The following is a 12,628-nucleotide window of genomic DNA, read 5'->3' as shown; positions in this document are numbered from 1 at the left end:
TAACGACTTGAGAAGCCGCTGCGGAAACACCACAGCGGCTTTTCCGTTTCTGCGAAAGGAGCAACTTTTTTGAGCATTGAACGCAAGGTTCAAAACGAAACCGGAAGAAATCCATACCGAATCGGTGCAAACGTACTGCTGCTCGTTGCGTTTTTCCTGCTGTTCCATCCCCTGCTGAGCAGGGGCTCGCTGATGTATCAGCCGACCATCTCGCACTGGCTGACCGCAGGCGCATTTGTTCCGTTGGTGCTGCGTCCGTGGCGCCGCAACCACCCGTTTGCGGAAAATCACACGCGGCTGTACGCGGCGGTTCTGCTGGTGCATGACGTGCTGCTGTTCCTGTCTGCGGCGGCTGTCAGCCTGATCCTGGTGGAATACATGGTCAAGGGCTGCGTCATCACGCTCAAGCAGTCGTTTTTTCAGGGCTGGATCTGCTATGTGGCGGTTTATGCAGCAGCGTATCTGATCTGCGGCAACGTGCGTGTCGGCGTATGCCTCGGCATGGCAATTTCGATGATCCACGGCATGATCGACCACTACGTTATGCTGTTCCGCGGCACGCCTGTCATGCTGAGCGACATTGCCGCCATCGGCACGGCAGCCAACGTGTCCAAAGGCTACTCTGCACCGATAGAGCTTTCCGTGCTCCGCGCCGCGGCGGCGGCTGTGCTGTTCTGCGTGAGCGTGTGCCTGATGCAGCGCAGCTTCAAGGTGCACAAGCGCTGGTACTTCCGCAGACTGTTTTCGCTGCCGTGCGTGCTCGTGCTGGCGTTCATCGCCTACACCGGCATCCAGACGGTCGGCACCGGACTGGCTTTCTGGCAGTCCAGCCGCCAGTACAGCGAGATTTTCTACTTCCTGCGCTGCGCGACCAGCTCGTTTGTCAAGCAGCCGGAGGGCTACAGCGTGGATTCGCTTTCTGACGCACAGAGCGAATTTACCGGCAAACAGGGCACGAAAACGCCCAATCTGATCGTGATCATGAACGAATCCTTCTCGGATCTCGGCTCGGTCGGTGCGCTTGAGACCAACGAGGACCCCATGCCGTATGTACACAAGCTGATGCAGGGTCAGGAGAACACCATCAGCGGTCAGCTGACCGTTTCGACCTTCGGCGGCGGCACCGCCAACACCGAGCTGGAGTTCCTCACCGGCGATTCGATGGCGTTCCTGCCGTACAACTGCTCGGCGTATCAGGTGTTCATCAAGAGCGAAATGCCCAATCTGACCTCGGGTCTGGATTCGCTCGGCTACCAGACGGCGGCGATTCACCCCTATCTGTCCACCTCGTGGAACCGCACGAACGTCTACCGCTTCTTCGGCTTTGAAGCGCAGTATTATCAGGACGATTTTGCCGCTGACGCCAGTCGTGTGCGTGATTACATCAGCGACAGCGCAAGCTACAAGAAGATTTTCGAGCTGTACGAGAACAAGAGGGAAAACACGCCGCTGTTCGTGTTCAACGTAACGATGCAGAACCACGGCGGCTACGACTGGGACGGCGACGGTTACTTCGACAAGCGCATCTACCTCACCGGCGAGGAGCAGGACAAGTACCCGACGGTTGACCAGTACCTGTCGCTCGTGCGGTACAGCGACGATGCCGTACAGGAGCTGATCAGCTACTTCTCCAAGGTGGATGAGCCGACGGCAATCGTGTTCTTCGGCGACCACCAGCCCAATCTGCCGGAGGACTTTTACAACACCCTGCTCGAGAGTCAGCGCGGCGATCTCTCAGATGCCGAGCTGCGCCAGAAAAAGATGGTAACGCCGTTCTTCATCTGGGCGAACTACGACATCGAGGAGCAGGCAAACGTGCAGATCAGCGCGAACTATCTGTCCGCGTATGCGCTGAACGCGCTCGGCTGCTCGACCTCGGGCTTTGACCAGATGCGCCTTGCCCTGCAGCAGCAGATTCCGGTGATGAACGTCAACGGCTACCGCCTGCCGGACGGCTCCTGGTATCCGCAGAGTGAACAGCCGGAAAACGACCTGCTGAACGATTATCACCATGCGGAATATGCGCAGATTTTTGACGCAAAAAATCGCAGCGATGAATGGTATACACCGTAATTCCGTACAGAATCCCCACTTTATGTGGGGATTTTTTCTTGTAAAAAAGATACATTTTTACGAATTTTTTCGTTGTTATTGATAATTTTTTAACGTTCACTTTGTAAATCCGCTTTTAGTTAACGTCGAAATGCACAAATACGCCTTCTTGTTTATGTGCAAGTATCCAAAGTGCAAAAAAAGTAAAAAAAATGTTTTGCTATAGCCTCTGTATAGTGTTAAAATAACTCTCGGACAAACGGCAACGCGGTTTGCCCATTCGACAGATCTTCAGTCCTTCGATTGACGGTCTTGTTTTTTGGGATCTTGCGGGCACGCGCACGCAAGCGCAGACCGAGGCCGTCATTCAGAAATCGTTTCGGTGGATTTTGAGGGATCTCCGCCGGGACACGAAATTTTTACAAGGGGAGAAAAAGATGAACTTCGTAAACTCCATGGCGTTTACCGCGATCACCTTCGTGGCGTTCACGGCACTCGTCGCACTCATCTCGTGGTGGAAAACCCGCGGTGACAACCTCGACACGCAGGACGGCTACTATCTCGGCGGCCGCAGCCTGACCGGCCCGGTCATTGCCGGTTCTCTGCTGATGACCAACCTTTCCGCAGAACAGCTCGTTGGCAACAACGGTCAGGCAGTTCGCGTCGGCATGTCCACCATGGGCTGGGAGGTAACCTCTGCAATCGCTCTGGTAATCCTCGCATTCGTCCTGATGCCGAAGTACCTGAAGACCGGTCTGACCACCGTTCCGCAGTTCTTTGAGCAGCGCTACGACGAAGGCACCCGCCGTCTGGTTTCCATCATCGTACTGCTCAGCTACGTTGTAATCATGCTGCCGAACATCCTGTACGCAGGCGCACAGGTATTCGTAAACATCTTCGGCATTGACGAGATGTTCGGTATTTCCCGTTTTGCAGCAATCGCAATCGTCTGTGTTGCAACCGCAATCATCGGTTCTATCTACGCCATCTTCGGCGGCCTGAAGGCAATCGCACTGTCCGACTCCATCAACGGCCTCGGCCTGATCGTCGGCGGCCTGCTGGTTCCGGTATTCGGCTTCATGTTCCTGTCCGGCCAGCTCGGCGGTGACGGCTCCTTCATGGACGGCTTCGACAAGTTCCTGCACACCAATCCGTCCTACCTGAACGCCATCAACGAGGTTAACACCCCGGAGCCGTGGCTCCCGTGGCCGCTGCTGTTCACCGGTCTGCTGGTCAACAACATGTACTACTGGGCAACCAACCAGTCCATCATCCAGCGTACCTTCGGTGCTAAGAACCTGAAGGAAGCACAGAAGGGCGCCGTATTTGCAGGCTTCCTCAAGATCATGACTCCGCTGATCATCGTTGTTCCGGGCGTTATCTGCGCACTGGCTTACCCGGGCATGGACTGGGGTTCCGGCGACTCCGCTTACCCGATGCTGGTAGCACAGGTTATGCCGAAGCCGATTCTGGGCTTCTTCGCTGCTGTAATGTTCGGCGCGATCCTGTCCTCCTTCAACTCGGTACTGAACTCCGCATCCACCATCTACGCACTCGACATTCACCGTCCGCTGTTCAACCCGACCGCATCCGATGCCCGCATGGTTAAGATCGGCCAGAACTTCGGTACTGTAGTAGCAGTTGTTTCCACCATCATGTCCCCGTTCATGCTGTACATGGGCGGCATCACGAGCTTCGTAAACTCTGCTTTCGCTGCGTTCAACACCCCGATCTTTGTTTGCCTGCTGTGCGGCTTCTTCTGGAAGAAGGTTCCGGCTATCGCTGCTAAGATCGTCATCCCGGTTCACGTTGTACTGTACTTCATTCTCCAGTTCGGTCTGCGTAACGTAATCCCGGCACTGAACAACATCCACTACCTGTACTTCACCGCGATCCTGTTCGTATTCGACATGCTGCTGATGTGGGTAATCGTTAAGAAGCATCCGCGTGCAACCGATTTCGAGCTGAAGGACGTAGGCGCTGTAGATCTGACCCCGTGGAAGAACGGCAAGATCTGGGCTACCGTTACCCTGCTGATCATGGTTCTGGCTTATGTAATCTTCTCTCCCCTTGGCTTCGGCAAGAGCGAGAAGACCACCTACCAGAACTACCTCGAGAATCAGACCACTGCTTCGGTTTCCGATTCCGTTCAGTAATGCAACTCAAAACGACCGTCTTTCGACGGTCGTTTTTTTATGCCTATCCCCTATGCAAATCCGCAAAAACGTGCTATGCTAATACTAAGGCGAGAACGCCCGCACAAGGAGGAATCACCATGAAGGAACACTATAAAGGTATCGGCCATATTGCGATCTACACCGTAGATATGGACCAGAGCATTGCATTTTACGAGATGATCGGCGGCAGTGTATTCAAGCGCGACGGCGTAGAGACGCCGGAAGGCCTGAAGAAGCTGGCGCTCGTTGAATTCGGCGGCTTCCTGCTCGAGCTGATCGAGCCGCCCGCAGGCACGCTCGTGCCGTCCGGCGAGGGCAGCATCCCGCACTTTGCCGTTTACGTTGATGACCTCGACAAGACCGCGGCTGACCTCAAGGCGGCAGGCGTTATCAGCTTCACCGCACCGGAGAAGAAGGTGCTGCCGAATACCTTCGGCGGCCTCCAGAACTGGTTCTTTACCGGTCCGTCCGGTGAGCAGATCGAGCTGCTGCAAATGCTGTAAAAAAGAACTCCTCCCGTCTGAAGCGATGGGAGGAGTTCTTTTATTCTATACTGGTACCGCAGGACGGGCTGAGCGCAGGATAGCGCCATTTCCCATTCTCCATTCAGCATACTTGAAACCGCAAAAAAGCTCCCAACCTCACGGTTGGGAGCTTTCGTAAACCTAAAGCGAGTTTATCGCGCGCTATTAATAGTGGCGAGACTCGAACAGGTGATCCTCGATGCGCTTGCGGGCAGCCTGAACCTCAGCCTTCTGAGATACCTCAGCTACGCCTACACGCCACCAAGCCTCGTAGCCTGCGGACATGGTCTTCGGCAGAACCTTCATGTCGATCAGGGTGGAAACGGTCTGCTTCTTGGAATCCTCGATTGCAGCCTTCAGCTCGTCAAGAGTCTTAACGGTGTAGGTCTTGCAGCCGTAAGCAGCGCCGATTGCAGCGTAATCTACCTGGATTACCTTGCCCTTGTGTACGCCGTTGGTTACGCCTTCCTCAAGCATGTTCTTCTCGGTGCAGATGGAAGCGTTGCCGTTGGAAACCTCGAGGTTGTTGATGCAGCCGAAGGAAGCGTTATCGAACAGCATAACGTTGATCTTGTGGCCCATCTGAACCGAAGTGATCAGCTCGGAGTGCAGCATGTCGAAGGAACCGTCGCCGCACATAGCGTAAACTTCCTGGTCCGGGCAAGCGATCTTAGCACCCAGAGCAGAAGCAACCTCGTAACCCATGCAGGAGTAACCGTACTCCATGTGGTAGGTGTTCTCCTTGCGTGCACGCCACAGACCCTGCATGTCGCCCGGCAGAGAGCCTGCTGCTGCACATACGATAGCGTTGTCATCAATGAGATGGTTGATAGTGCCCAGAACGGTGGTCTGGCACAGCTTGCAGCCGGTATCCTCGATGTACTTCTCAACGCACTCACGGTTGTCGTCGTTGCACTCCGGGGTGAAGTGCTCCGGATCGGTGTACTCAACCTTGTCCAGACGCTCAACCTCAGTCCACCACTCCTTGCGCAGAGCAGCAACTTCCTCAGCGTAAGCCTTGTCGGTGTGGTAGCCGATCTTAGCCAGCTCCTCGCCGATAGCAGTCAGAGCCTCGTTTGCGTCAGCAACGACCGGAGTAGCATCCATCTTGTAAGCCTGGAACTCAGACGGGTTGATGTTGACGAACTTAGCGTCGGTGCGGTACAGCCACTTGGAAGCGGTGGTGAAGTCGGTGTAACGGGTGCCAACGCCGATTACAACGTCAGCCTCGTGCGCCAGCTTGTTTGCAGCGATGCCGCCGGTGGTGCCCAGACCGCCGAGGTTCAGCTCGTGATCCCAAACAACAGCGGACTTGCCGGCCTGGGTCTCGCCGAATGCGATGCCGAAGTCCTCAGCGAACTTCTTGAATACCTTGTGTGCCTCAGCGTAACGAACGCCGCCGCCGCAGATCAGGAGCGGCTTCTTTGCGTTCTTGATGACCTCAACAGCCTTGTCCAGAGCGTACTTGGTAACCGGACGGCGGTCAACGCGCCATACGCGCTTCTTGAAGAAGTCAACCGGGTAATCGTATGCTTCAGCCTGAACGTCCTGCGGCAGAGAAATTGCAACAGCACCGGTGTTAGCGGTATCGGTCAGAACACGCATAGCGGAGATCATGTCGGTCATAACCTGCTCCGGACGGTTGATGCGGCCCCAGTACTTGGTAACAGCCTGGAAAGCATCATGAGCGGAGATGGACAGGTTCTGCGGCTGCTCCATCTGCTGGAGAACCGGGTCCGGCTGACGGGAAGCGTAGATGTCGCCCGGCAGGATCAGAACCGGAATGTTGTTAGCGGTTGCGGTTGCAGCAGCGGTAACCATGTTGCACGCGCCGGGGCCTACGGAAGAGGTGCAGGCGAAGATGGACTTGCGGCGCATCTGCTTAGCGTAGCCAACTGCAGCCAGAGCCATGCCCTGCTCGTTCTTGCCCTGGTAAACAACCATGTCCTTGAGCTCCTGCTCAACGCCGTTAGCGAAGCCAACTACGTTGCCGTGGCCCGGCAGCATGAAGATGCCCTTAACAAACTTGTGCTCCTGCTCGTTGCCATCCATATCAATATAGCTGATATACTGGTTCTCGAGGAAGCGAACGAGTGCCTGAGACGCAGTCAGACGAACGGTTTCCATATGAATCATGTTGGAAATCCTCCTAAATAGAATACAAATAATGATGAATCAAAGCCAGTCTCCAACAAGCCTTGACTTAGCACCCTCCCTCTCCAAAAGGAGGGGCAAGGGAACCATAGGTTCCCAAACGCACGAGACAGGTCTCGTGCCTGCCGCGCGCACGCGGCAGATGCAGTTCCTTATCAAAGTCCAGCTCCGCCGGACTTTGATACCCCTGCCTGCGCCGTGGCGGCGCAGCCACCTTTGCCGTGCAAAGGTGAGAGGGGTATCGCCAAAAGTTTCTACGGAACTTTTTTCGTATATAGTGGGGACAGCGTCCCCCCTATACTCCGGCAGGCTTTAGTTGCCGCTCGGGCAGTGCCAGATATGATCGTTTGCATCGTCCTCAAGCAGCCACAGGTGCTCCTCATCGTCGATGCGGGTCTTGTCCCACGGGTCGCCCGGCAGATGACGGATGCCCCAAGCGTAGCAGCAGGAGTAGCCCGGTGCAGTTACCTGAGAATGCATCTTGTCGGTGATGATAGCCAGACCGTTGTGGTGAGTTTCGTAGATCTCGCCGTTGCCCCAGCCAGCGCCGAAGCCCATCGGCTTGTCGAAGCGGTAGAAGTAGCACTCCGGCTGCGGATGATGATGCGGCGGGTAAGAGGACCACTTGCCCGGCAGGTTGACAACCTCGCCCAGTACCATGTTGGAGTACGGCGCGTTGTCCAGGTCGAAGCAGGTGCGTACATCACGCTTGATGCAGCCCATCAGCTCGCCCTTGTTGCCGCGTGCCCAGGTATCGGTGTCTTCCGGCTTGTACATCTTGCTCGGGAAGGTCTTTTCGTTCAAAGTCTTCTGGATGTAGATGTTGCACGGACCGTGTGCGATGATCTCGAACTTTACGCCCTTGCAAACGTGCAGGCAGGACGGGTTGTAATCGAACGGATTCGGACGGTCTACGTCGTAGGACTCATTCTCCCACTTGATGGTGCACTTGCCGTCGAATACCAGTGCTGCAACTTCCTTCTCAGGCTCCTCGCAGCTCCAGGTGTCGCCGTCTTCCATCACGAGGAGAGCAACGTCCATCATGGCATCCTTGCCGATGCCTTCGTCAAGACGGATGTACTCGTTGTATCCGCGCTTGACCTGCTTATCCATGTACATAGGAATTCCCTCCAAAAAATAATTTTTTGGTGCGGTGACCGGTGCAGAGCATCCGGTCACGCAGATTCAGCTGTGCAAAACAGCCTATCTGTTATCATTATACCACGCCATAACAGCCAGTTTCAACCACTCATTGAACGGATTCGGCGCGGTGCGGAAAGGCTTTGGCATTCAGCACAAAAAACCGAGTGGATTTTCTCGCAAATGATACAACAAAAATACGATTGGTTTGTGTCGCACTCTTGCCTTCCCTTCCTTTTTCAACTATAATTATAGCAGATATTCAAAGGATTGCTTGCAATTTCTTCAGCAGTAATAACACGATTTTAAGGTATGCACGCAGCGTGTGCATCAGAAAGGATTTTCGCCATGGATGCAGCCCGCCGAGAGAAAAAAGAGCACGGCACACTGGCGTTCCCGTTCCAGATCTACCCCGCGTTGGACGGCAGTGAGGCCGATGACAGCGATTTCATCCCCTATCACTGGCACCCGGAGCTGGAAATCATCACGGTGGACGCGGGCCACGTTTCGCTCACCATCGCCGACCACACCTACGAGGGCGCGCACGGCGATGTGTTCTTCGCCGCCGGTGAGGAATTGCACGAAATTCGTGCCGCCGGACGGGAAAATCAGTTCCGCTCGTTCGTGTTTGCGGCGGATTTCCTGCAGTTTTCGCGCGCCGACCAGAGCGAATTCGCGCTGCTGTCGCCGCTCGCCGAGGGACGGCTGCGATTCGGCACCTGCATTCGCGCCGGTGAACCCGGGCAGAACGAAATCCGTGCGCTGCTCGCACAGATCGTGCGCGCGTGGCAGGTGCAGGCGCCCGGCTGTCAGCTTGCCGTGAAGGCCGCGCTGCTCGGCATCGTGGCGGTGTGCGCACAGTACGGCAGACTTGTCGGACATCAAATGCGCCCGGGCGCGGACTATAAGGCGCAGCAGCTTAAGGAGATCGTCGGCTACCTCGGTGAGCATTTCACCGAACCGCTCTCGCTGCCGGCGGTTGCAGCGGAGTTTGGATTGTCGCCGCAGTATTTCAGCACCTTTTTCCGGGATAATTTCGGAAGAACATTCACCCAGCATATCAATTCCCTGCGAATCGAGCAGGCGGCGCGTCTGCTCCGTGAGACCGATCTGCCGGTCATGGAGGTCGGGTTTCGCGTCGGATTTGATAATTTCAGCTACTTTATCAAGCGGTTTCGGCTTGTGTATGGCGTTTCGCCGTCGCATTATCGGAAAAACAGTTTAACCTGAACACGAGACTTGTTTTCTGCACCGGCTGACCGGGGCACGCGAACTGCGTCAGCAGGTTCGCCCTAACGGGGCGGCTCCTTTCTCTGCACCGGCTGACCGGGGTGCTCGAACTGCGTCAGCGTGTTCGCCCTAACAGGGCGGCTCCTTTTCTGCACCGGCTGATCGGGGTGCTCGAACTGCCGCAGCGTGTTCGCCCCTAACGGGCGGAGAGTTTTCCGCTGAACCTCAGCGTGGGGATTCGCCGTCTGCGGACGGCGGGAACGTGCCGCGCCCCGCGGCAGGGGCAAAAAGGAAGGACAACCTGCGGTTTTCCTTCCTCTTTGAACTCCTACCTTTCCCTTGGAGGGTCTGGCGCAGATTGCCTACATGTGACCGCTGCGAAAAGGGGTACGGCAGAGGATTTTTTCTTCCGTGTTTTTCTTAACCTATTCGCAGGGTCAGATAGTGTTCTGCTACACATACGGTTAAATCTGCGCAGGCGCGGCATAGCAGTGCCGCGCAAGTCGTAAGTCTGGAGTTTGCGGACAGCACCTACGGATTAAGCGTTCGGTACAATTTATCCTCGTAGGTGCTGTCTATCATAACGCGCTAACGAATTGCGCGGCACTGCTATGCCGCGCTTGCGAAGACTTTCCGGTCTGTGTAGCAGTAATGTATCCGACACTGCGAATATGTCTCGACATGGGAGCACACTGTGCTCCTCTACGGTAGAAAAAATCCTCTGCCGTTCCCCTATTTTCGCAGCGGTCACATGTCGGCAATCTGCGCCAGGCTAAGAAATAAAAGGAAGTGGGAGTTAAGAGGGTAGAAACCTTGGTGTCTACCCTCTTGCCCCGCCGCGGGGCGCGGCTAATCCCCTCGCTGAGGTTCAGCGAAAAACTCCCCGCCCGTTAGGAGCGAACCTGCTGACGCAGTTCGTGTGCCCCGCTCAGCCGATGCAGAAAAGGAGCCGCCCGGAAAGGGCGAACCCGCCTGCGGCAGTTCGTGCCCCCCGCTCAGCCGGTGCAGAGAAAAAGGTGACGCACGGACAGGGCGAACCCGCTGACGCAGTTCGTGTCCCCCGCCTAATTACTGCCAACAGATGTAAAAACCTCCGTATGAACCATACGGAGGTTTTTCTATGTCTTATCTCGTCTGCTGGGTGATAATAAACACCGGAATGTACCAAATAAGCTGATACAGCAGGATATTCATCACCGGAAGCGCATCTGCGGCGTTCTGGTACAGCAGGTAGAACACGATCAGCATACCGAGCAGGCCGGCGAACGTGCCGAGCGTCAGCGCCGAGCGGACGGCGCCCGCCAGCTTATCCGCGCCGCGGAGCACCTGCATGAACGGACCGGCACCCTCGCGAGTGAGGATAGCCGCCGGTGCATCGCCCTTGGCGTAATTCGGATTCAGCAGACGATCCACGCCTGCCGGGTCCGGCTGGTCGGCAAAGCCGCGTCGAAGGTCAAACTCCTCCTCAATCATCGCCGGGGAGATATTGAAATCACGAACAGCGAGGACCGCATTCATGTGCATGCGGCGCATGAGGCGCATCGCCTTATAGGTATTCTTGGTAGTCTGGTAACGCATGGTCAGCACGCCTGCGAGCGCGTTATCCACAACCAGATACATATTGATCTGACCCTTATGGCCGGATTCGATCGGAACGCCCATCTTGACCATGAGCGCTGCCGTGCCGAGCACGATACGGCTGGTGCCGACAGCGCCGGTTACACCGCCCTCGACCAGACGCACGTCACGCGCGGTGAAGGTGATGCCGAAGCGCTCCTTCGTGGTATCGGTCAGCACGCGGCCCAGCTCCAGACCGGCGGATTCGGTCAGCGCGGCTGCACAGCCGAGAATCTGCTCGTCCGTGATACGACCCAGATTGTCGATGGCCTCAAGCTCGATCGAGCCGGTCGGGAACAGATCGTTCTCGAGCAGCATGACCTTCTCCGTGCCGCGCAGCAGGTTGGCCTGACGCGCACCCGCAATGGCTGCACCCGAGCGCAGCAGGCGGCTTGCGGTATTCTTGTAGCTTGCACCGAACGCGCACAGCAGACCGATCGGAGCGGACACCGACAGGATTGCCGAGAACGCCCAGAAGAAGCGCACCGGCTCGCCGCAGTTAAACGAAGCGACCAGCGACAGGATGATTGCGAGCGCCAGTGCAATCGGCGTATAGATGAGCGAGAAGCGGTCAACCGTGTCCGGGCGCTCGATCTCGGTCAGGAACGAGCTTGCGTCGTACAGCGGGCACTTGACGGCATTGCACGCGTCAATCTCGCTGTCGTAATGGCTGTAAACCGCCAGCGGCTGCTCTGCCTCGCAGACGGCACGATAGGAACGCGCCTGCGCCAGACTGCGGCCGCGTGCCTCACGCATTTCGGCGTAAAGCAGAAGGATGGAAACCGCCGTGTACGGTACGGCGACGCCGCCCTGATCCGGAAATACCAGCAGAGAGGCACAGTGCAGCAGCGATGCCAGCGCCGCGAACGACACGAGCGTGCCGCGTGCCGGACGGCCGTGCAGCAGCGAGGAAAAACCGTTGCCGAACACGTCAATACCGATCAGCAGCGCCAGAATCTGCAGGGCAGCCAGTGCGCCGATGCCGATGGTCGGGTTCTGCAGAATATCGAGCACGACCGGAAGCGGCAGTGCCTCAAAACTCGGTGCAAAGCTGAGATACGCGGCAGCTGCGGCAAGGATCAGCACCAGCACCGACCGGAACGACAGAATGCCCGAACGGCGGCGTGCCGCGTGCATAGCCGTCTCGGGATCGACCAGCTTGATCTCTTCCTCTTCCTCGGCCTGATCGGCGGCAATGCGTGCCGCTCTTGCCTGCTTGCGCGAGATGCTCGCCTTGCGGCTTGCTTCCTCGGCGGCGGCTTCTTCCACGATCTCCTGCTGCTCGGCAGCCTGCTCGGCGGCTTCCTTTTCTGCCAGCTTGGCCTCGCGGCGTGCCTGCCGCTCGGCGATCTTCTGCACGGTCCTGCGCTCGCGCTCTGCCATTTTCTGCTCGCGCGCCGCGATGCGCGCTTCGCGCGCTTCTTCAACAGACTCGTGTTCGGCGGCGGCTGCGGTCTCTGCGGCCTTCTTTGCCGTTTTATCCTTCTTATTCCTGGGAGCCGTCTGCGGCTCCTCTGCCTTGGTCTCTGCCGCCGGTGCAGGCTGCGGCTCGACCGGCTTTTCCGGCTCTGCCGCTGCCTTAGGCATTGGCTCTGCCGCCTTTGCGGGCGCCTGACCGGACACCTCGGCGATGATGGAATCCAAATCAAATTCATCGGTATCCGGTACATCGCTGAGCATATTTTTCAGCGATTCCAGATCCATATCGTCTTTTCTATCCATGTTCACTTCCCC

General features: G+C 56.9%; 8 protein-coding genes. 4 read left to right on the top strand and 4 right to left on the bottom strand.

Annotated elements, in window-relative coordinates; all coding sequences use genetic code 11:
• Nucleotides 1-69: 69 nt before the first annotated feature.
• The 3 genes from DW724_RS05545 (at nucleotide 70) to DW724_RS05535 (ending at nucleotide 4,732) form a co-directional block, all read left to right on the top strand.
• Nucleotides 70-2,073, top strand: a complete 2,004-nt coding sequence (locus tag DW724_RS05545) for an LTA synthase family protein (RefSeq protein WP_118760913.1) — start codon at nucleotides 70-72, stop codon at nucleotides 2,071-2,073.
• A 416-nt stretch (nucleotides 2,074-2,489) separates the two neighbouring features.
• Nucleotides 2,490-4,208: a solute:sodium symporter family transporter gene (locus DW724_RS05540; protein WP_116704803.1), complete on the top strand. Its 1,719-nt coding sequence runs from the start codon at nucleotides 2,490-2,492 to the stop codon at nucleotides 4,206-4,208.
• 119 nt (nucleotides 4,209-4,327) lie between these two features.
• Entirely contained in the window at nucleotides 4,328-4,732 is a 405-nt protein-coding gene (locus tag DW724_RS05535) for a VOC family protein (RefSeq protein WP_118285092.1), read from the top strand.
• Between the two features lie 186 nt (nucleotides 4,733-4,918).
• Here the strand turns inward: DW724_RS05535 and iolD are convergent, their stop codons facing one another.
• Nucleotides 4,919-6,880, bottom strand: a complete 1,962-nt coding sequence (iolD, locus tag DW724_RS05530) for a 3D-(3,5/4)-trihydroxycyclohexane-1,2-dione acylhydrolase (decyclizing) (RefSeq protein ID WP_118761005.1) — start codon at nucleotides 6,878-6,880, stop codon at nucleotides 4,919-4,921.
• A 339-nt stretch (nucleotides 6,881-7,219) separates the two neighbouring features.
• Nucleotides 7,220-8,026, bottom strand: a complete 807-nt coding sequence (locus DW724_RS05525; RefSeq protein ID WP_117555212.1) for a 5-deoxy-glucuronate isomerase — start codon at nucleotides 8,024-8,026, stop codon at nucleotides 7,220-7,222.
• A gap of 369 nt (nucleotides 8,027-8,395) precedes the next feature.
• Here DW724_RS05525 and DW724_RS05520 point away from each other — a divergent pair, with 369 nt between their 5' ends.
• Entirely contained in the window at nucleotides 8,396-9,277 is an 882-nt protein-coding gene (locus tag DW724_RS05520; protein ID WP_158580224.1) for a helix-turn-helix transcriptional regulator, read from the top strand.
• Nucleotides 9,278-9,339: 62 nt separating this feature from the next.
• On the opposite strand, the gene DW724_RS15420 is transcribed toward DW724_RS05520, so the two are convergent.
• Entirely contained in the window at nucleotides 9,340-9,564 is a 225-nt protein-coding gene (locus tag DW724_RS15420) for a hypothetical protein (RefSeq protein WP_147358641.1), read from the bottom strand.
• 838 nt (nucleotides 9,565-10,402) lie between these two features.
• The gene (locus tag DW724_RS05515) at nucleotides 10,403-12,616 is read right to left on the bottom strand and encodes a hypothetical protein (protein ID WP_118760910.1); all 2,214 of its coding nucleotides are present in this window, start codon (nucleotides 12,614-12,616) and stop codon (nucleotides 10,403-10,405) included.
• Nucleotides 12,617-12,628 lie beyond the last annotated feature (12 nt).

The organism is Butyricicoccus sp. AM27-36, from assembly GCF_003480945.1.
Lineage (GTDB): Bacteria > Bacillota > Clostridia > Oscillospirales > Butyricicoccaceae > Agathobaculum > Agathobaculum butyriciproducens.
Note: the sequence above shows the minus strand (reverse complement) of the source record. Positions and strands in the feature narration are given on the sequence as shown.

Coding starts and splice junctions, on each gene's coding strand:
- DW724_RS05540 (WP_116704803.1), top strand. CDS start 2,490: ATGAACTTCGTAAACTCCATGGCGTTTACCGCGATCACCTTCGTGGCG.
- DW724_RS05535 (WP_118285092.1), top strand. CDS start 4,328: ATGAAGGAACACTATAAAGGTATCGGCCATATTGCGATCTACACCGTA.
- iolD (WP_118761005.1), bottom strand. CDS start 6,880: ATGGAAACCGTTCGTCTGACTGCGTCTCAGGCACTCGTTCGCTTCCTC.
- DW724_RS05525 (WP_117555212.1), bottom strand. CDS start 8,026: ATGTACATGGATAAGCAGGTCAAGCGCGGATACAACGAGTACATCCGT.
- DW724_RS05520 (WP_158580224.1), top strand. CDS start 8,396: ATGGATGCAGCCCGCCGAGAGAAAAAAGAGCACGGCACACTGGCGTTC.
- DW724_RS05515 (WP_118760910.1), bottom strand. CDS start 12,616: ATGGATAGAAAAGACGATATGGATCTGGAATCGCTGAAAAATATGCTC.